This window comes from Xanthobacter sp. AM11 (assembly GCF_047444035.1).
In the GTDB taxonomy this organism is placed as follows: Bacteria; Pseudomonadota; Alphaproteobacteria; order Rhizobiales; family Xanthobacteraceae; genus Xanthobacter.
Genome location: NZ_JBLAOA010000001.1, coordinates 2,336,343 through 2,354,453 on the forward strand (window position 1 = coordinate 2,336,343; position 18,111 = coordinate 2,354,453).

Below are 18,111 nucleotides of genomic sequence, written 5' to 3' on the forward strand. Positions count from 1 at the left end.
ATGGCCGCGCGCCGTAAGATCGCCCACCCGAATCCGTCGCGAGTCGCCATGTCCATCCGCCGCCTGCCGCCCGTGCTTGTCGATCGCATCGCCGCCGGCGAGGTGGTGGAGCGGCCGGCTGCCGTGGTGAAGGAACTGGTGGAAAATGCCCTCGACGCCGGGGCCCGGGCGGTCGAAGTGGTGATCGACGGCGGCGGCCGGCGGCTGGTGCGCGTCACCGACGACGGCAGCGGCATGGGGCCGGACGACCTCGCCCTGTGCGTGGAGCGCCACGCCACCTCCAAGCTGCCGGGGGAGGACCTGCTGGCCATCGCCACCCTCGGCTTCCGGGGCGAGGCGCTGCCCTCCATCGGCGCCGTGGCGCACCTGTCCATCGCCAGCCGGCCGGCCGGCGCGGCGCATGCCTTCGAGATCCGGGTGGACGGCGGGGTGGTGACGCCGCCGCGCCCGGCCGCCCTTGTCGGCGGCACGCGGGTGGAGGTGCGCGACCTGTTCTTCGCCACGCCGGCCCGCCTCAAATTCCTGAAATCCGACCGTGCCGAGGGCGCCGCGGCGTCGGATGTGGTGCGCCGGCTGGCACTGGCGCGGCCGGATGTGGCCTTCACCCTGGTGATGGACGAGCGCGCGCCCGTCGTCTTCCCCGCCTGCCCACCCGATGCGCAGGGGCGGGCGCGACGCCTGGCCGATGTGCTGGGGGCGGAAGCGGAACGCAATGTGGTGGCCGTGCGCGGCGAACGCGGCGGCGTGGTGCTGGAGGGGCTCGCCGGGCTGCCCACCTTCTCCCGGGCCAATTCGCTCGGCCAGTTCCTGTTCGTGAACGGCCGCCCGGTGCGCGACAAGCTGCTCATGGGCGCGGTGCGCGCCGCTTATGCGGATTTGCTGCCCTCCGATCGCTTCCCGGTGCTGGCGCTGTTCTTCAGCCTCGATCCGCGGGAGGTGGATGTGAACGTGCACCCGGCCAAGACCGAGGTGCGCTTCCGCGACGGCGGCAATGTGCGGGCGCTCATCGTGCGCACCCTCACCGATGCTTTGGGGCAGCGGGCGCCTTCCACCGCCGCCACCATGGCCGATCGCCTCGCCGGTCTGGCCCGGGTGGCGGAGCTGCCCGGGCCGCGGCCGGGTGGCCTGCCGCCGGGGCGCTGGTCGCAGCCGGTTGAGGATCACGACTGGCGCAACTCCTCCTCCCGCCCGCTGGAGGGCTTCGCCGAGGAGGCGCAGGCCGCCTTTCTCACGGCGCCCTTCATGGCGCCCTTCATGGCGCCGGCGGCGGATGCGCGCGCGGACGCGGCGCCGCCCTCCGCCGCCGACCTCGACCGCCCGCTGGGCGCCGCGCGGGCGCAACTGCACGAGACCTATATCGTCGCCCAGACCCGGGACGGGCTGGTCCTCGTGGACCAGCACGCGGCCCACGAGCGCCTTGTCTACGAGAAGCTGAAGGCGGCGCTGGCGCGCGACGGGGTGGCGCGCCAGGGCCTGCTCATTCCCGCCGTGGTGGATCTCGACCCGGCCGACGCGGACCGGCTCGCCGAGCGTGCCGGCGACCTCGTCGCCCTAGGCCTGGTGCTGGAGCCGTTCGGCCCCGGGGCGGTGCTGGTGCGCGAGGTGCCGGCCATGCTGAAGGATGCGGACATATCGCGCCTCATCTGCGATCTCGCCGAGCATGCGGCCGAATGGGACGATGCCCTGCCCCTGGAGCGGCGCCTGCTGCACGTCGCGGCCACCATGGCCTGCCACGGCTCCGTGCGCGCCGGGCGTCGCCTGCGGGTGGAGGAGATGAACGCCCTGCTGCGGGAGATGGAGGAGACGCCCAATGCCGGGGAGTGCAACCACGGCCGCCCCACCTTCGTCACCCTGTCGCTGAAGGACGTGGAAAAGCTCTTCGCCCGGCGCTGAGGGGCGCTGCGCTCAGGGATGGGGCAGAGCTGGCGCGCGGCCTTCCCGCAGCCCGCGCCGCGCTTCAGGCCGCCTTCAGCAGCTTCTGCAGGTCGCGCTGGATCATCTCGTTGCCGGCCAGCACGTGGCCCTTCTCCAGCATCTTGTCGCCATTATCCATGTCGGAGACGAAGCCGCCGGCCTCGCGCACCAGGATGATGCCCGCCGCCATGTCCCAGGGCGAGAGGTTGCGCTCCCAGAAGGCGTCGAAGCGGCCGGCGGCCACCCAGGCCAGATCAATGGCGGCGGAACCCGTGCGGCGCAGGCCGGCCACCTGGGGCTGCACCTTCTCCAGCTCGCGGTTGAACTGGCCATGGTCGCCCCGGCCCATGTGCGGCAGGCCGCAGGACACCACGCTATCGGCGAGCTTCTTGCGGGCGGCGACGCGCAGGCGCCGGTCGTTGAGATAGGCCCCCTGGCCGCTCTCGGCCACATAGAGCTCGTCCATGACCGGATTGAAGATGACCCCCGCCACCGGCATGCCGTTGCGCACCAGCGCCAGCGAGATGGAGAAAATGGGGATGCCGTGCAGGAAGTTGGTGGTGCCGTCCAGCGGGTCCACCACCCAGGTATTGGCGGGGTCCGTGCCCTCCACCGCGCCACGCTCCTCCATGAGGAAGCCGTAGGCGGGGCGCGCCCGGGAGAGTTCGGCGAAAAGCGTATCCTCGGCCTTCCGGTCGGCGGCGGAGACGAAATCCGCCGGCCCCTTCATGGAAACCTGCAGCTGCTCCACCTCTCCGAAATCGCGGGCGAGCGCGCGGCCCGCCTTGCGGACGGCCTGGACCATGACGGTGATGAGCGGAGAGCGGATCATCAGGAAACCTGGGGTTGGGGCGAAGTCGCCGGGCGGGCAAGCGAGCGGTCGAAGTGGACGGATGGAAACGGGCGGCGCCCGCCGGGCAGGGACGTGTGCCCGCCTTGGCGGGAGCCGTCAAGGCGCGTTCGGCCGCAACCGGCGCCCTGCGGTCAGGCGCGGCCGCGCTCCCATCGCTCGGCCTGGGCCTCCGCTTTCTTCCGGTCGGCTTCCGGCAGCTTCGCCATCACGTCGTCCAGCATGGGATCGCCCAGCCCACGCTTCTTGGCCAGAAGGTGCCATGCCACCGCCATCGCCTTGTCCTGCGGGACCCCGCGACCGACGGCGAGCAGCCGGGCATAGCGGTTCTGGGCAATGACGTTGCCGCCGAGCGCGGCCTTGCGGAACATGACGGCGGCCGCCGCCTCGTCCTTCGGCACGCCGGTGCCGTTGAACTGCATGATGGCGAATTCCACCTGCGCGGTGATGTGGCCGAGGCGCGCGGCGGTGCCCATCAGGCGGCCCGCGGCGGCCACGTCGCGCTCCACGCCGTTGCCCTCCTTCAGCAGCACGGCCAGGGCATATTGCGCATCCTCGACGTCCTGCGCCGCGGCGATCTCGAACCAGCGCGCCGCCTCGGACGGCTCCTTGGGGATCTTGCGGCCCTGCAGGTAGAGGAGGCCCAGATTGTAGGCGGCGGCGCCATGCCCCTTTTCCGCCGCTTCACGGAACCGCTTGGCGGCGGCGACCTCATCCGCCTTCACCCCCTGACCGGCCAGGGACATGAGCCCGAGGGCGAACACCGCGGAGGTAGAGCCGGCCGCTGCGGCCTTTTGATACCATTCCAGCGCCTTGGCGCGGTCGAGGGGCACGCCGTAGCCGCTGAAATAGAGTTCGCCCAGAAGCGTCATGGCGGCCGGGTCGCTGGTTGCCCGCGCGCGCTTCAGCGCCTCGTTGAAGGCCGTAAGGTAATAGCCGCGCTGGTAGGCGCCATAGGCGGTGTCGCCGGCCTCGGCGGGATTGGCGGTGGGCGCCGCCGGGGCCGGCTTCGCGCCGGGCTTTGTCGCGGGCGCCTTGGCGTCGCCCTTGGTGTCGTCCTTGGGGTTCGGCTTGGCTGCAGGCTTGGCAGCGGGCTTGGCCTCAGGCTTGGCCTCAGGCTTCGGCTGGGGTTTCGGGTCCGGCTTGGCCACCGGCTTGGGCGCGGCAGGGGACGGCGCGGGGGTGGCGGGGGGCGGGGTCTGGGCCTGCGCGGCGGGAATGCTGCCGGCCAGAAGCGCGCCGGCCAGCAGCAGCCGGGCGGGAAGCGTGCCCGCCGGGAGCCGGCCAATCGTGACCCACCCGGCACGGCGCCCGGTCATGGCTGCCGGCGTTTGCGGTCCCTGCGCCGGCGGACGGGGGCGAATCATCTGTCGCTGCCTGCCACGGCGAGCCGGGCCTGGGCCTGCGCCACCGCGCCGGCGCCACCGGCGGCCACCAGCGCCTCGTCCAGCGCCACGAAATCGGCGCCGGCGCGGGCGAGGGCTTCCGCCTCTTCGAGGGTGGAGGCGACGCCCACGCAGGGCACCTCGAACAGTTCCGCCCACCACTGGACGAAATCGAGGGTCCGGGGAAAGGCGCCGGCAGCCGGGGAGAGGGCGCCGAACAGCACATAGTCGGCTCCGCTTTCCCCTGCGACCATGGCGTCGTGTCGGCTTTCCAGCCCTCCGGCGCCGACGATGGCGCGGGGCTTCAAGGCGCGCAGGGTCGGTTCCAGCCGCTCCGGCAGGTCCACATGCACCCCGTCGAGGCCGGCCGTGGCCACCAGGCCCTCCGGCCCCTCGACGAGGGCGGCGGCCTCATGGCGCTGGACAGCCTCCACCACGGCGGCGAGCCGGTCGGCGGCGGGGGCGCCCTGCTGGGGCACCCGCAGCACCACCGCCGCCACGTCGCCTGCGCGCACGGCTGCGTCCACCGCCTCCGGCCGGAGGTCCGCGGACAGGGTGAGGACGAGCATCAATCGGGCGGTCGGCGTGGGCTGGGGTGCGGGCATGGATGATCGGTCGGACAAGAAACCGGCAAATTGGGGGCACGCCCCTTCAGGAGGGCGGGGCGGATACGAAAAAGGGCCGGCGTGGGCCGGCCCTCTTCCCTGGGTTGCGGACGCGCGCGCCTCAGGCGGCCTTGCGCTCGACTTCCGTCGTCCACTGGCCGAGGGCGGCCAGCGAGTTCATGTGGGCGCGGTGGTCGAACGCGGCCTGGGCCGCGGCGACGTTCTCGGCCTTGCCGGACCACGCCTTCTGCGGCGCGGCCTGGAGCGCGCGGCCGTAGGAATAGGTGAGCTTCCACGGCAGGCCGCCGTGCTTCACCATGGCGTCGAGATGGGCGGTGGCCTCCTCGTCCGACTGGCCGCCGGAGAGGAAGGCGATGCCGGGAACGGCGGACGGCACGCAGGTCTTCAGCAGGCGCACGGTCTTTTCGGCGACCTCGGCCACGGAGGCCTGCTTGGGGCACTTCTTGCCGGGCACCACCATGTTGGGCTTCAGCACCATGCCTTCGTGGCGGATGCGCTGGTAGTACAGCTCTTCAAAGGTGGTCTTCAGCACCCACTCGGTCACCCGGTAGCAGGTGTCGATGTCGTGGTCGCCGTCCATCAGGACCTCGGGCTCCACGATGGGGACGATGTTGGCTTCCTGGCACAGGGCCGCATAGCGGGCCAGCGCATGGGCATTGGCGCGCACCGCCGGATAGGAGGGGATGCCGGCGCCGATGTCGATGACCGCGCGCCATTTCGCGAAGCGGGCGCCGAGGTCGTAATATTCCTTCAGGCGGCCGGCGAGGCCGTCGAGGCCCTCGGTGATGGTCTCGCCCGGGCACAGGGGCATGGGCTTGGCGCCCGCATCCACCTTGATGCCGGGAATGGCGCCGGCCTGCTGGATCAGCGCCACCAGCGGGGTGCCGTCCTTGGCCTTCTGGCGGATGGTCTCGTCGAAGAGGATGACGCCGGAGATGTACTTCTGCATGGCCTGCGAGCGGAACAGCAGCTCGCGATAGTCGCGGCGGTTGTCCTCGGTGGATTCGACACCGATGGCGTCGAACCTCTTCTTTATGGTGCTGGTGCTCTCGTCTGCCGCCAGGATGCCCTTGCCGTCGGCCACCATCTTCTGTGCGATCGCGTCGAGCTCAGCCGTCATGTGTCTTCACCCTGCCTTTGCCGCCCCTCAGGCGGGATTGGGAACTGGAGCGCGCGCCCCGGTCCGGAAATCCACCCGTTCGGCGCCGCAACGGGCCGGGCCGGGTGGCGTGCGGATTACCATAACATTGCATTGCAGCAAAAGGAGGCCCCGGGCAGGCGCTTTTCTACGCCCGCCCGGGGAAACCGCATCAGCGCCGCAGCGCCTCCACACCCGGAAGGGCCTTGCCCTCCAGCCATTCCAGGAAGGCGCCGCCGGCGGTGGAGACATAGGAGAAGTCACCCGCCGCGCCGGCATGGTTGAGCGCTGCCACCGTGTCGCCGCCGCCGGCCACCGAGAGCACCAGCCCCTTGCGGGTGAGCGTGCCCACATGGCGGGCCACCGCCACGGTGGCGGCATCGAACGGCACCATCTCGAACGCACCGAACGGGCCGTTCCAGACCACCGTCTTTGCCGCCGCCAGCTTCTGCTCCACCACGGCCACCGTCTGCGGGCCGGCATCGAGGATCATCTCGCCCTCGCCCACATCGTCCACGCCGACGGTGCGGTGGGGGGCGTTGGCCCGGAACTCGGTGGCCACCACCGCATCCACGGGCAGGACGATCTCGCAGCCGGCCGCCTTGGCCTTTTCCAGGATGTCCAGCGCCACCGGCGCAAGGTCATGCTCGCACAGCGACTTGCCTACCTTCATGCCGAGGGCGGCGAGGAAGGTGTTGGCCATGCCGCCGGCGATGACCAGGATGTCCACCTTCTTCACAAGGTTGCCCAGCAGCTCGAGCTTGGAGGACACCTTGGAGCCGCCCACGACGGCGAGCACCGGCCGTTCGGGGGCTTCCAGCGCCTTGGTGAGGGCGCTGATCTCGCTTTCCATGGAGCGGCCGGCATAGGCCGGCAGCTTGTGGGCGAGCCCTTCGGTGGAGGCATGGGCGCGGTGGGCGGTGGAGAAGGCGTCGTTCACATAGATGTCGCCGAGGCACGCGAGCGCCGCCACGAAATCCGGGGCGTTCTTCTCCTCGCCGGCATGGAAGCGCGTGTTCTCCAGGACGATGACCTCGCCGGCGGCGAGGCGGGAGACGGCATCCTGCGCCGCATCCCCGACGCAGTCGTCGGCGAACGACACCTTGTGCCCGAGCTGGGCCTCCAGCGCCTTGGCGACGGGGGCGAGGGACTGGCTCTCGTCACGGCCCTTGGGCCGCCCGAAATGCGCCAGCAGCACCGCCTTGCCACCCTTCTGCGTGATGGCGCGGATGGTGGGCAGGATGGCTTTCAGGCGCGTGTCGTCGGTCACGCGCCCGGCTTCCATGGGAACATTGAGATCGACGCGGACGAGCACCCGCTTGTCGGCGAGGTCGGCGTCGTCGAGGGTCCGGAAGGCGTTCATGTCAAAGCCCCCCTTCCGGCTCAGCCGAGCCTGCCCATGGCCACCGCGGTGTCGGCCATGCGGTTGGAGAAGCCCCATTCGTTATCGTACCAGGACAGCACGCGCACCAGCGTTCCTTCCAGGACCTTGGTCTGGTCCAGGTGGAGGGTGGAGGAGTGCGGGTCGTGGTTGAAGTCGATGGAGACGTTGGGCTGGTCGGTGGTGCCGAGGATGCCCTTCAGCGGGCCGGCCGCAGCCGCGAGTACCGCGGCGTTGATCTCGTCCTTGCTGGTGGCGCGCTTGGCGATGAACTTGAAATCCACCACCGAGACGTTGGGGGTCGGCACGCGGATGGAGGTGCCGTCCAGCTTGCCGTTCAGCTCGGGGAGCACGAGGCCCACCGCCTTGGCGGCGCCGGTGGAGGTGGGGATCATGGACATGGCCGCCGCGCGGGCGCGGTAAAGGTCCTTGTGCATGGTGTCCAGGGTCGGCTGGTCGCCCGTATAGGAATGGATGGTGGTCATGAAGCCCTTCTCGATGCCGACGGCATCGTGGAGAACCTTGGCCACCGGGGCGAGGCAGTTGGTGGTGCAGGAGGCGTTGGACACCACCAGGTGATCGGCCGAGAGCTTGTCGTGGTTCACGCCGAAGACCACGGTGAGGTCGGCGCCGTCGGCCGGGGCCGACACCAGCACGCGCTTCGCGCCGGCCGCCAGATGCGCCGCCGCCTTGTCGCGGGCGGTGAAGATGCCGGTGCACTCCAGCGCGATGTCCACGCCCAGCTCCTTGTGGGGCAGCTGGGAGGGATCGCGGACGGCAGTGACCTTGATGGGGCCGCGGCCCACGTCGATGGTATCGCCGGCGACCTTGACCTCGCCGGGGAAGCGGCCGTGCACGCTGTCGAAGCGGAAGAGGTGGGCGTTCGTCTCCACCGGGCCGAGGTCGTTGATCGCCACCACCTCGATGTCGGTGCGGCCCGATTCGATGATGGCGCGCAGAACGTTACGCCCGATACGACCGAAACCGTTGATGGCCACCTTGACGCTCATAATGGGTCCTCCATGAGCCGGCTTGAAGCTCGGCCGCTGTGAAATGCGATCCGCTGCCGCAGGCTTGCCCCGCAGCGCGGCCCTCTCGCGCCCGCCGTGCGCCTGTGATTACCTCCCGGTGATCACGCCTGCCGGAGACGGTCGAGCGCGCTGGCCGCGACCGTGTCCGGTGTAATGCCGAAATGGGCGTAGAGATCCTTTGCTGGGGCGCTGGCGCCGAACGAGGTCATTCCCACGAAGGCGGCATCCGAACCGACGATGGCGTCCCACCCCATGCGGATGGCGGCTTCCACCGCCACCTTGGCCGGAGCGTCCCCGATCACCTTGGCCCGCTCTGCGGCAGGCCTTGCGAGGAAAAGTTCGAACGAGGGGATGGAGACGACGCGGGTGGGCACACCCTGCGCCTCCAGAATCTTTGCGGCCTCAACGGCCGTGGAGACTTCCGAGCCGGTGCCGAACAGGCTCACCTGGGCCGGGCCCGAAGCGGCGCGGATCTCGTAGGCGCCGCCGGCCGAGCGGTTCTGCGCCGTGGCATCCGTGCGCAGCAGCGGCAGGTTCTGGCGCGAGAGGATGAGGGCGGAGGGCCGGTCCATCGCCTGAAGGGCGATCTGCCAGCATTCGGCCGTCTCCACCGTGTCGCAGGGGCGCAGCACCAGAAGGCCGGGAATGGCGCGCAGGGCCGCCAGGTGCTCCACCGGCTGGTGGGTGGGGCCGTCCTCGCCGAGGCCGATGGAATCGTGGGTGAGCACATGGATCACCCGCTCGCCCATCAGCGCCGCGAGGCGGATGGCGGGGCGGCAATAATCGGAGAACACCAGGAAGCCGCCGGAGAAGGGCACCAGGCCCTTGTGCAGGGCCATGCCGTTCATGGCCGCGGCCATGCCGTGCTCGCGCACGCCATAATGCACGAAGGAGCCGGAAAAGTCGTCCGGCGTGATGGACTTCGCACCCTTGGCCTTGGTGTTGTTGGAGCCGGTGAGGTCGGCCGAGCCGCCGATCATCTCCGGCACCGCCGGGGTGATGATATCCAGCACCATCTCGGACGACTTGCGGGTGGCGACCGCCCCGCCGTCCTTCACGGCCTTCTCCTTGGCGACGACGATGGCGCCTTCCAGCGCCTCGGGAAGGGTGCCGAGAATGCGGCGCTCGAACTCGGTCCGGGTCTCGGCCGGCAGGGCTTCGAGCCGGGCTTCCCAGGCGGCGCGGAGGGCGGCGCCGGCGGCACCGGCCGCGCGCCAGCCGGCGAGGACGTCGGCGGGAATCTCGAACGGGGCGGCTTCCCAGCCCAGGGCGGCGCGGGTGGCGGCGATCTCCTCGGCGCCCAGCGGCGAGCCGTGGGCCTTTTCCGAGCCCGCCTTCTTCGGCGCGCCGAAGCCGATGGTGGTGCGGCAGGCGATGAGGGTCGGCCGGTCCGACGCCTTGGCGGCCTCCAGCGCGGCGAGGATGGCCTGCGGGTCGTGGCCGTCGATGCGGGTGGTGGCCCAGCCGGAGGCGGCAAAGCGCGCCAGCTGGTCGGTGGAGCCGGAGATGGAGGTGGGGCCGTCGATGGAGATGTGGTTGTCGTCCCACATCACGATCAGCTTGTTGAGCTTCAGGTGGCCGGCAAGGTCTGCTGCCTCCTGGCTGATTCCTTCCATGAGGTCGCCGTCGGAGGCGAGCACATAGGTGCGGTGGTCCACCACGTCGGCGCCGAAGCGGGCGCAGAGCGCCCGTTCCGCCATGGCCATGCCCACGGCGGTGGCAATGCCCTGGCCCAGGGGCCCGGTGGTGGTCTCGATGCCTTCGGTGACGAAATTCTCGGGGTGGCCGGGGGTCAGCGAGCCGAGCCGGCGGAAGCGCCGGATCTCGTCCATGGTGACCTTCTCGTAGCCGGCGAGGTGGAGCACCGAATAGAGCAGCATGGAGCCGTGGCCGGCGGAGAGCACGAAGCGGTCGCGGTCCGGCCAGGCGGGGCAGGCCGGATCATACTTCAGCACCCGGGTGAACAGCACCGTGGCAAGGTCGGCGGCGCCCATGGGCAGGCCGGGATGGCCGCTGTTGGCGGCTTCCACCGCATCCATCGCGAGGAACCGGATGGCGTTGGCCATTCGGTCGTGACGCGTGCCGTTCAGCATCAATTCGGTTCTCCCGCGCGGGTCCCGTTCGCGCTGCCCGGCTGGAGGTAACTCCGTCGGCGGCAGGTCGGGCCCTTGATGGCCGCCTTGATAGCAAGGCCCATGGGGCTGTCAAACCTGCCCCGTCCTCCAAGGTCAAGCGGATGGCGGCCGGCTCGCCCGCGCCGCATCGTCGCGGCCGGGGCAAAGCCCTGTGCGGCGCAGCATCCGCGTGCCCCGGGGGCATTTCCCAGCATCGCCGGGGGGCGTCCGCCGCCGCGGGACCCCACGGCGGCCGCCCTGCATTTTCCGGTGGCGCGCCGGGCGCAATCATGTTGACAATGCTGGAAAGAGTGGCGCTGCGCCGCTCGGTTCGGCTAAACTTTCACAATGTATGCGCTGAAGCACCGCCCGCCGCTGCAGGACGCCCCCATCGAGGCGGCGACGAAGCGGCTTCATGCGGCCCTCGATGCCCTGACCGACGCCATCGACCGCCGTCGGGAGGCCGACCGCCACCAGGAGGCGCTGCTCGCGCAGCTCCACGCCCTTGGCAACGACCGGGCGCGGCTGGCCGCCGAGCTTGACGTGTCGCAGTCCCAGGCCGGGGCGGTGGAGGAGGTGGGCCGCGAGGTGATCCGCCGCCTCGACGTGGCCATGGGCACCATCCGCGACGTGCTCGCGACCCACGGCGGCTGAACGGATGCCCCATGTCTCCGTCACCATCGCCGGGCGCCAGTACAGGATGGCCTGCGACGAGGGGCAGGAGGAGCATCTCATCCGCCTGGCGCACGACATCGACGGGCGCATCTCCCAGCTGCGCGTCGCCTTCGGCGAGATCGGCGACCAGCGGCTGGTGGTGATGGCCGCCATCACCATCGCCGACGAACTGGCCGAAGCCCGCGTGCGCATCCGCGCGCTGGAAAGCGACATCGAGAGCCAGCGCGACGCCCGCGCCTCCGCCATCGCGCGCATCGAGGCGGGCGAGGAGGAGGTGGCCCGCACCATCGACGCCGTGGCCGAGCGCATCGAGCGCCTGGTGGCCGAGCTGGCCCCCAAGGAGCGTGGCACGGTGGGCATGGGGTGACCCGCTCCGCCGCCGGCCCGCGACGAAGAATTCGCACCGGCGGGAGATTTGCACAGGTACGACTTGGCGCATGATGGGCTGGCACATGATGGGGCTGGCGCCGGGCCGTCATCATCCCTACATTGGTCAGGCGGGGCTGCGGGGTGCGTTAGGAGCATTTTCCCCGGGGCCTTATCGATCCTTAAGGGAGCTGTCCCTGACCTCGCCCCTGGGCTTGGACACACGGCGCCCACCTACGTTGTAGGTTCCCGGGATCGACCTCCGACGGCCACTGTGGCTCCGCACGTCTTCTTTTCCCGCCCGCGGGCCTGCCCCGCTGCGGGATTTCGTTTGCCGGGGCACTTGCGGCGCCCGGCCCGCCTTGGCCAGCAGGTGCTTCGGCTGCATGTCGCCCGCCACCTTCCCCGCAGATCCCGCCGCCGAGAAGAAGCGCTTGCGTTCGCTTGCGCTCGGGCGCCGCGCTGCCATGGGCGAGGGTGCGCGCGCCGCCGCGAGCCGGCAGGCGGCAGGCCATGCGCTGGCCGCCATCGGCCCGGCCGCCGGCCGCACCATCGCCCTGTTCGCCCCGTTCCGCGACGAGATCGACACCGCGCCCCTCGCCGCGGCGCTGCGGGTGGCGGGGGCGGACCTGTGCCTGCCGGTGATCGAGGCCCGTGATGCGCCGCTGCTGTTCCGCCGGTGGGCGGCGGGGGCGCCGCTGGTCGCCGCCGGCGCCTTCCGCATCCCCGAGCCGCCGGCGGACGCTCCGCTCGTGTCGCCCGCGCTCCTGCTGGTGCCCCTCGCGGCCTTCGATCGCCACGGCTACCGCATCGGCTACGGCGCCGGCTTCTACGACCGCACCCTTGCCGGGCTGCGCGCGCACGGCCCCGTCTCCGCCCTCGGCTTCGCCTTCGCCTGCCAGGAAGTGGAGGGGGTGCCGCACGAGGCCCATGACGAGCCGGTGGACATGATGGTAACGGAACTTCGGGCGGCGTCCTGCGTGGCGCCGCGCTGATCACGACACAGCCGCGTGCGGCTTCACAGGTTCTGCTAATGCGTATTCTCTTCCTCGGCGACGTGGTGGGCCGCTCCGGCCGCGAATGCGTCGTCTCGCGCCTGCCGGCTCTGGTCTCGCGCTGGGCCCTCGATCTCGTGGTGGTGAACGGGGAGAATGCCGCGGGCGGGTTCGGCATCACCGAGGCCATCTATGACGAACTGCGCGCGGCCGGTGCCGACGCCATCACCCTTGGCAACCATGCCTTCGACCAGCGCGACGCCCTCGTCTTCATCGAGCGTGCGGAAGGCCTGGTGCGGCCCATGAACTATCCGGCCGGCACGCCGGGGCGCGGCGCCGCCCTCATCGAGGCGAAGAACGGCGCCCGGGTGCTGGTGGCCAACGTGATGGGCCGGGTGTTCATGGACCCGCTGGACGATCCCTTCGCCGCCCTCGACCGGACGCTGGAGGGCGCCGCCCTCGGCCGCGTGGCGGATGCGGTGGTGGTGGACGTGCATGCGGAAACCACCAGCGAGAAGCAGGCCATCGGCCATTATTGCGATGGGCGCGCCACCCTCGTGGTGGGCACCCACACCCATGTGCCCACCGCCGACGAGCGCATCCTCGCCCACGGCACCGCCTATATGACCGATGCCGGCATGTGCGGCTGCTATGATGGCGTCATCGGCATGGACAAGGAGGAGCCGCTGCGGCGCTTCACCCGCAAGCTGGCCTCCGGCCGGTTCGAGCCGGCGTCCGGCCCGGCGGCGCTGTGCGGCGTGGCGGTGGAGACGGACGACCGCACCGGCCTTGCCACCCGTGTCTCGGCGGTGCGCATGGGCGGCGGGCTTTCGGAAGTGCGGCCGGCTTTCTGGGAGTGAGCCGGGCGGAACCCGACGGCCGGGACATGCGGGCATGACATCGTGCTGCACCCGCTTCCTTGCTCTTTTCCCCGGCTCCGACCTATAAGGCCGCTCCAGTCAACGGCATTCGGCCCGGGCGGCCCCGCAGGACGCGGGGCGCGGGGCGGGATCTTCAACGGACGGTGACGGCATGGCCGGGCATTCACAATTCAAGAACATCATGCACCGCAAGGGGCGGCAGGATGCCATGCGCTCCAAGCTGTTCTCCAAGCTGGCGCGCGAGATCACGGTCTCGGCCAAGATGGGCCTGCCCGACCCGAACATGAACGCGCGCCTGCGGGCCGCCATTCTCGCCGCCCGCGCCGAGAACATGCCGAAGGACAATATCGAGCGCGCCATCAAGAAGGCGTCCGGCGCCGACGGCGAGAATTACGATGAGATCCGCTATGAGGGCTACGGTCCCGGCGGCGTTGCGGTGATCGTCGAGGCGCTGACCGACAACCGCAACCGCACCGCCTCGGAAGTGCGCTCCTATTTCACCAAGTCCGGCGGAAACCTCGGCGAGACGGGCTCCGTGTCCTTCATGTTCGACCGGGTGGGGGTGATCGAGTTCGACGCCGCCAAGGCCGATGCCGACGCCATGATGGAAGCCGCCATCGAGGCCGGCGCGGACGATGCGTCCTCGTCGCCGGATGGTCATGAAGTGGTGTGCGCCGCGGAAAATCTCTCGGAAGTGCAGCGCGCGCTGGAGGCCAGGTTCGGCGATCCGCGCAAGGCCGCCCTGGTGTGGCGACCGCAAAATACCATCGCGGTGGACGATGAGACCGGCGAGAAGCTGCTCCGCCTGGTCGAGACCCTTGAAGACAATGACGACGTGCAGAACGTGACCGCCAATTTCGAGCTGTCCGATGCGCTCATCGCCAAGATGAGCGGCTGAGGCGGCGGACGGCGGGACGGTTCATGGCAAAGGCGGCCGCGCGGGCCGCCTTTTTCGTGCGTGGCCTTCAGGCGGCGAGGGTGGATGCCATCGCCTTCAGCTCGGCAATGGCGTCGTCGATCTCGGTGCGCTGGCGCTCCAGCTGGGCCAGCTGGGCCAGGCAGCGCTCGCGGCTGAGGGAAAGGCCGGCCTCGGCGCCGTCGGCCTTGTCATGGGCCGCCACCAGGGCGCGGATCTCGGTGAGGGTGAAGCCCAGGTGCTTGCCCTTGAGAATCACCGCCAGCCGGCGCCGGTCGGCGTCCGAATAAAGGCGGGTCATGCCGTCGCGCCGGGGCGAGATGAGGCCCTTGTCCTCATAGAAGCGCAGGGCCCGCAGCGTGATGCCGAATTCCCGCGAGAGATCGCCGATGGTGAGCACGGCGCCCGCCACGCTGGGCATCTCGGCCGCGCCCTCAAGATAGGCAGGCTGACCCGGGGCAGGCACGCTGCCCATATCCTGCTCGAACGTCTTCGCGTCCATTCCCGTCTTCCCTTCGCCATCCACCGGCGCCGTTGCGGCAGGCGGAGCAGTGATTCGTCTGGCGCAGAAAATGTCTCTGCTGGTCCCTATGCCTACCGAAGGCGGCGGGGCGGGGGGAGGGCGGACGGGCTACCGTAGGGGAAAGTAACAGTTACGCGGCCTCTGGAATCAGGACTTTAACGCTGTGTTTACCAAGTTCCGAAACTCTCTGTTCAGATGAATCACCATGCGCGGCTATGGTACCTTGGCACCATATGGTAGCCTGATAGCCGCAGGGAGGCCGGAATGGAGCGGATGGAGCGCACGGCCCGGGCAGGCGCCGCGATACGTTCGTCCACGGTGCGGGCCCGTACCACAGACGAGTTTCGTGATGTTCCGGCGTGGGACGTCATCGACGTTCCCGCGTCCACCATCGACGCGCTGCGGGAAGAGGTGAGCGCCCTGCGCGAGCGCCTCGCCCAGGCGGCGCCGCGGCGCGTGATGGTGGAGATGGACAAGGCCATCTCCCTGCTGAACCGGCGGGTGGAAGATATCCGCGAGGCCGGGGCCGCCGAGAGCGACGGCCGCGAGCGCAGCTTCATCCGCGAGCTGGGGGAGCTGAAAGCGGCTCTCCAGGCGCTGAAGAACCCGGAGCGCTTCCGCGCGATGGAAGCCGGCCTGGATGCCCTCGGCCACCGCATCGATCTGCTGGGCGCACGGGCGGTGGACCCGGTGGAGGTGGCCCGGCTCCAGGGCCAGCTTGCCGAATTGAAGGATCTTGTCTCCCGCGCCGTGGCCGGGACGCAGGCGCACGGCGGCCTGCCGAAGATCGCCGAGCGCCTCGCCGCCTGTGCCGAGGACGTGTCCCGCGCCGGCGAGGATGCCGCGCGGCGCGTGGCCGATGCCACCGTGGCGTTCGAGCGCAATGCGGTGGCCCTCTTGACCCGGGTGGAGCAGATGCAGGCCCGCGCCCAGGCGGGCGATGCCTCGGTGGCCGACGATCTGCGGCGTTCGCTGCTGGCGGCGCTGGAAGGCGTGCACCGGCGCCTGGATGAGGTTTCCAGCCAGGTCAGCCAGCAGGTGGCGGCCCTTTCACCGGCCATCGGCGCGGAGCTGACGCAAAGGCTCGGCAGCCTGCATGCCCGAATCACGGCGGCGGAGGAGGCGGGCCGCTCCTCGGTTGCGCCGCTGGCCGATGTGGTGGAGCGCCACCTGCTCACCCTGACCGAGCAGTTCCGAGACACCCATGTCCGGCTCAGCCGGCTGGACGACATGGAAAGCTCCCTCAACCGCATGGTCGAGGAGATGCGTCAGGTGCGCGAGAGCACCCATACCGCGACCGCCGACGCGGTGCGCGCCGTTGCCGCCAAGGTCTCGGAAGATGCCGGCGGCCCGGCGGTGGTGGGGCTGAAGCGCGGCCTTGCCGCCCTGGAGGCGCGCCAGGACGAGATCGAGCGCCGCACCAGCGAGCTGCTGGCCGACCCGTACGACGCCGAATTCGATGATGTGGCCGTGCCCCTCGGGCGCGAGACCACCGACACCTGGGCCCCCCAGGCCCCGTCGCCCCGGGAGCCCGAGCCGGCGCCGGACATCGCCGACGTCAAGGAACCGGCCTTTGCCGATTTCGAGCCCGCTGATGCTCCCCGCGTCCACGCCGCCGGGCTGCGGGAGGAGCGGCCGCAGGCGCCGCTCGCCGATGCGCCGGCCCCGCAGGCGCAGGAATCCGCCTCGCCCCTCGCCGGCGACCTGCCGTGGCCGCGCGCCCGCAGCGCCGATCGCAGCCAGGGCGCGCCCACGGTGGATGCGGATCAGCGCCCGCGCGTCGGCAAGCGCCGCCCGCTGGGCAAGGCGGAACCAAGGGGCGAGCGCAAGCCGAAGCCGAATGCCTTCGCCCGCCGGCGCCATGTGGCCATGGTGGCCCTCATCGCCGGTGCCACGACGATTTTTGCCGGAACCGCGGTAGGCCTCGCCTGGCGCAACGGGCCCGACCTCCTCTCCAGCGTCACCTCCGCCGTCCGCCGGCTCGCCGAGCCCATGGCCGCGGTGGCGGCGCCGGCCGACCTGCCGGCGGCCATCGGCACGCCGGCCTTGCAGGCCGCCGCCCGTTCGGGTGATCCACAGGCCGCCTATGTGGTGGCGCGCCGCTATGCGGAAGGCGGCGATATCGACGCCGCCATCAAGTGGCTGGGCTTTTCCACCGCGCAGGGCTATGCCCCCGCCGCCCACCGGCTCGGCGCCATCTACGAAACCGAGAAGCGGGACCTCGGCGAGGCGCGCCGCTTCTATGAATGGGCGGCGTCGCAAGGCAATGTGCGGTCCATGCACGCCCTTGCCATGCTGCTGTCGGAAGGCCTCGGCGCCGACGCCAAGCCGGACTGGGACCAGGCGGTCCGCTGGTTCCGCACTGCCGCCGAGCTGGGGCACCGCGACAGCCAGTACAATCTGGGGGTGGTGTATGCGCGCGGCCTCGGCGTGGCCGCGGACATCGGCGCCGCCTGGAAATGGCTGAGCCTCGCTGCGGCCCAGGGTGACGAGGACAGCGCCCGCAAGCGCGACATCCTCGCCCGCGAGATCGACCCCTCCACCCTGGTGCGCGCCGTGCAGCAGGCGAGCGACTTCGTGCCCGGCACCCAGAACGCCGCAGCGAACCTCATTCCGCAGCGCCCGGACTGGGAGAGCGCACCCGGCGGCGACGGCGTGGCCAGCGCCCCCGCCGGCGGCGCCACGCAGATGGCGAGCCGCAGCACGACTGCCGGAAAGTAGCCGGTGGGGGGCGGCGGCGCCCCTTCCGTCACGGCGCAGGGAGGCGCAGGTTGCCCCCATGGATCAGAATGCGATTCGCATCCTCGGCCTCGACCCCGGCCTGAGGCGCACCGGCTGGGGCATCATCGAGGCCGCGGGCTCGCGCCTCGCCTTCGTTGCCTGCGGCACCATCCTGCCGCCGGAGAGTGCCCCCATGGGCGAGCGCCTCGCCAATCTCCACCGCCAGCTGCTGGGCGTGCTGGAACAGTTTTCTCCCCACGAGGCGGCGGTGGAGGAGACTTTCGTCAACATGAATCCCGCCTCCACCCTGAAGCTGGGGCAGGCCCGCGGCGTGGTGATGCTGGCGCCGGCCCAGATGGGGCTGAGCGTCGCGGAATATGCGCCGCTCCTGGTCAAGAAGAGCGTGGTGGGCGCCGGCCGCGCCGAGAAGGCGCAGGTGCGGATGATGATCGGCATCCTGCTGCCCCGGGCGGCGCCGCAGACCGACGACGCCGCCGACGCGCTGGCGGTTGCCGTCACCCACGCCCACCATCGCGGGGCGGCCGCGCGTGCCCGCGCCGTCCATGAGGGCCGGATCTGACCGAGCGGACCGAGA

General features: G+C 70.9%; 16 protein-coding genes and 1 other RNA gene. 9 read left to right on the forward strand and 8 right to left on the reverse strand.

The genetic code is table 11. The features are described from left to right. Positions 1 to 48: 48 nt before the first annotated feature. Complete coding sequence (mutL, locus tag ACI7BZ_RS10800; RefSeq protein ID WP_414117164.1) at positions 49 to 1,893, forward strand: DNA mismatch repair endonuclease MutL; 1,845 nt, start codon at positions 49 to 51, stop codon at positions 1,891 to 1,893. Positions 1,894 to 1,957: 64 nt separating this feature from the next. Here mutL and ACI7BZ_RS10805 read toward each other — a convergent pair whose 3' ends face one another. From ACI7BZ_RS10805 to tkt, 7 genes are all read right to left on the reverse strand, one after another. Next, positions 1,958 to 2,746 (reverse strand): inositol monophosphatase family protein, encoded by a 789-nt coding sequence (locus ACI7BZ_RS10805; RefSeq protein WP_414117165.1) that lies wholly within the window; start codon positions 2,744 to 2,746, stop codon positions 1,958 to 1,960. Between the two features lie 152 nt (positions 2,747 to 2,898). Continuing rightward, a complete protein-coding gene (locus ACI7BZ_RS10810) occupies positions 2,899 to 4,131 on the reverse strand; it encodes a tetratricopeptide repeat protein (RefSeq protein ID WP_414117166.1) in 1,233 nt (410 codons plus the stop codon). After that, positions 4,128 to 4,754 (reverse strand): thiamine phosphate synthase, encoded by a 627-nt coding sequence (locus ACI7BZ_RS10815; protein WP_414117167.1) that lies wholly within the window; start codon positions 4,752 to 4,754, stop codon positions 4,128 to 4,130. The genes ACI7BZ_RS10810 and ACI7BZ_RS10815 overlap by 4 nt, the downstream gene beginning before the upstream one ends. Positions 4,755 to 4,875: 121 nt before the next feature. Next, positions 4,876 to 5,895: a class I fructose-bisphosphate aldolase gene (locus ACI7BZ_RS10820; protein ID WP_414117168.1), complete on the reverse strand. Its 1,020-nt coding sequence runs from the start codon at positions 5,893 to 5,895 to the stop codon at positions 4,876 to 4,878. A gap of 190 nt (positions 5,896 to 6,085) precedes the next feature. Further along, positions 6,086 to 7,276, reverse strand: a complete 1,191-nt coding sequence (locus ACI7BZ_RS10825; RefSeq protein WP_414117169.1) for a phosphoglycerate kinase — start codon at positions 7,274 to 7,276, stop codon at positions 6,086 to 6,088. A gap of 20 nt (positions 7,277 to 7,296) precedes the next feature. Next, positions 7,297 to 8,304, reverse strand: a complete 1,008-nt coding sequence (gene gap, locus ACI7BZ_RS10830; RefSeq protein WP_414117170.1) for a type I glyceraldehyde-3-phosphate dehydrogenase — start codon at positions 8,302 to 8,304, stop codon at positions 7,297 to 7,299. Between the two features lie 122 nt (positions 8,305 to 8,426). Continuing rightward, positions 8,427 to 10,418, reverse strand: coding sequence for a transketolase (tkt, locus tag ACI7BZ_RS10835; RefSeq protein WP_414117171.1), 1,992 nt, complete (start codon positions 10,416 to 10,418; stop codon positions 8,427 to 8,429). Between the two features lie 369 nt (positions 10,419 to 10,787). Between tkt and ACI7BZ_RS10840 the strand changes: the two genes are divergently transcribed. From ACI7BZ_RS10840 to ACI7BZ_RS10865, 6 genes are all read left to right on the forward strand, one after another. Beyond that, positions 10,788 to 11,093, forward strand: coding sequence for a DUF4164 domain-containing protein (locus ACI7BZ_RS10840; RefSeq protein WP_414117172.1), 306 nt, complete (start codon positions 10,788 to 10,790; stop codon positions 11,091 to 11,093). A 4-nt stretch (positions 11,094 to 11,097) separates the two neighbouring features. After that, positions 11,098 to 11,481: a cell division protein ZapA gene (locus ACI7BZ_RS10845; protein WP_414117173.1), complete on the forward strand. Its 384-nt coding sequence runs from the start codon at positions 11,098 to 11,100 to the stop codon at positions 11,479 to 11,481. Between the two features lie 130 nt (positions 11,482 to 11,611). Beyond that, positions 11,612 to 11,765: non-coding RNA, 6S RNA (gene ssrS / locus ACI7BZ_RS10850), on the forward strand. 101 nt (positions 11,766 to 11,866) lie between these two features. After that, the gene (locus ACI7BZ_RS10855; protein WP_414117174.1) at positions 11,867 to 12,475 is read left to right on the forward strand and encodes a 5-formyltetrahydrofolate cyclo-ligase; all 609 of its coding nucleotides are present in this window, start codon (positions 11,867 to 11,869) and stop codon (positions 12,473 to 12,475) included. A 38-nt stretch (positions 12,476 to 12,513) separates the two neighbouring features. Next, positions 12,514 to 13,335, forward strand: a complete 822-nt coding sequence (locus tag ACI7BZ_RS10860; RefSeq protein WP_414117175.1) for a TIGR00282 family metallophosphoesterase — start codon at positions 12,514 to 12,516, stop codon at positions 13,333 to 13,335. Between the two features lie 172 nt (positions 13,336 to 13,507). After that, on the forward strand, positions 13,508 to 14,254 hold the full coding sequence (locus ACI7BZ_RS10865) for a YebC/PmpR family DNA-binding transcriptional regulator (protein ID WP_414117176.1): 747 nt from the start codon (positions 13,508 to 13,510) through the stop codon (positions 14,252 to 14,254). A gap of 67 nt (positions 14,255 to 14,321) precedes the next feature. Here the strand turns inward: ACI7BZ_RS10865 and ACI7BZ_RS10870 are convergent, their stop codons facing one another. Beyond that, entirely contained in the window at positions 14,322 to 14,774 is a 453-nt protein-coding gene (locus ACI7BZ_RS10870; RefSeq protein WP_414117177.1) for a MerR family transcriptional regulator, read from the reverse strand. Positions 14,775 to 15,059: 285 nt separating this feature from the next. On the opposite strand from ACI7BZ_RS10870, the gene ACI7BZ_RS10875 reads away from it, so the two are divergent. Further along, positions 15,060 to 17,516, forward strand: a complete 2,457-nt coding sequence (locus ACI7BZ_RS10875; protein WP_414117179.1) for a hypothetical protein — start codon at positions 15,060 to 15,062, stop codon at positions 17,514 to 17,516. 58 nt (positions 17,517 to 17,574) lie between these two features. Continuing rightward, positions 17,575 to 18,096 (forward strand): crossover junction endodeoxyribonuclease RuvC, encoded by a 522-nt coding sequence (gene ruvC / locus ACI7BZ_RS10880; RefSeq protein WP_414117180.1) that lies wholly within the window; start codon positions 17,575 to 17,577, stop codon positions 18,094 to 18,096. Positions 18,097 to 18,111: the final 15 nt, after the last annotated feature.

Excerpts from the sequence above, each read along its gene's own strand:
- mutL (WP_414117164.1), top strand. The coding sequence starts at position 49 with ATGTCCATCCGCCGCCTGCCGCCCGTGCTTGTCGATCGCATCGCCGCC.
- ACI7BZ_RS10825 (WP_414117169.1), bottom strand. The coding sequence starts at position 7,276 with ATGAACGCCTTCCGGACCCTCGACGACGCCGACCTCGCCGACAAGCGG.
- ACI7BZ_RS10820 (WP_414117168.1), bottom strand. The coding sequence starts at position 5,895 with ATGACGGCTGAGCTCGACGCGATCGCACAGAAGATGGTGGCCGACGGC.
- ruvC (WP_414117180.1), top strand. The coding sequence starts at position 17,575 with ATGGATCAGAATGCGATTCGCATCCTCGGCCTCGACCCCGGCCTGAGG.
- ACI7BZ_RS10855 (WP_414117174.1), top strand. The coding sequence starts at position 11,867 with ATGTCGCCCGCCACCTTCCCCGCAGATCCCGCCGCCGAGAAGAAGCGC.
- ACI7BZ_RS10845 (WP_414117173.1), top strand. The coding sequence starts at position 11,098 with ATGCCCCATGTCTCCGTCACCATCGCCGGGCGCCAGTACAGGATGGCC.
- ACI7BZ_RS10875 (WP_414117179.1), top strand. The coding sequence starts at position 15,060 with ATGGAGCGGATGGAGCGCACGGCCCGGGCAGGCGCCGCGATACGTTCG.
- tkt (WP_414117171.1), bottom strand. The coding sequence starts at position 10,418 with ATGCTGAACGGCACGCGTCACGACCGAATGGCCAACGCCATCCGGTTC.
- ACI7BZ_RS10805 (WP_414117165.1), bottom strand. The coding sequence starts at position 2,746 with ATGATCCGCTCTCCGCTCATCACCGTCATGGTCCAGGCCGTCCGCAAG.
- ACI7BZ_RS10870 (WP_414117177.1), bottom strand. The coding sequence starts at position 14,774 with ATGGACGCGAAGACGTTCGAGCAGGATATGGGCAGCGTGCCTGCCCCG.
- ACI7BZ_RS10865 (WP_414117176.1), top strand. The coding sequence starts at position 13,508 with ATGGCCGGGCATTCACAATTCAAGAACATCATGCACCGCAAGGGGCGG.
- ACI7BZ_RS10860 (WP_414117175.1), top strand. The coding sequence starts at position 12,514 with ATGCGTATTCTCTTCCTCGGCGACGTGGTGGGCCGCTCCGGCCGCGAA.
- ACI7BZ_RS10810 (WP_414117166.1), bottom strand. The coding sequence starts at position 4,131 with ATGATTCGCCCCCGTCCGCCGGCGCAGGGACCGCAAACGCCGGCAGCC.
- gap (WP_414117170.1), bottom strand. The coding sequence starts at position 8,304 with ATGAGCGTCAAGGTGGCCATCAACGGTTTCGGTCGTATCGGGCGTAAC.
- ACI7BZ_RS10840 (WP_414117172.1), top strand. The coding sequence starts at position 10,788 with ATGTATGCGCTGAAGCACCGCCCGCCGCTGCAGGACGCCCCCATCGAG.
- ACI7BZ_RS10815 (WP_414117167.1), bottom strand. The coding sequence starts at position 4,754 with ATGCCCGCACCCCAGCCCACGCCGACCGCCCGATTGATGCTCGTCCTC.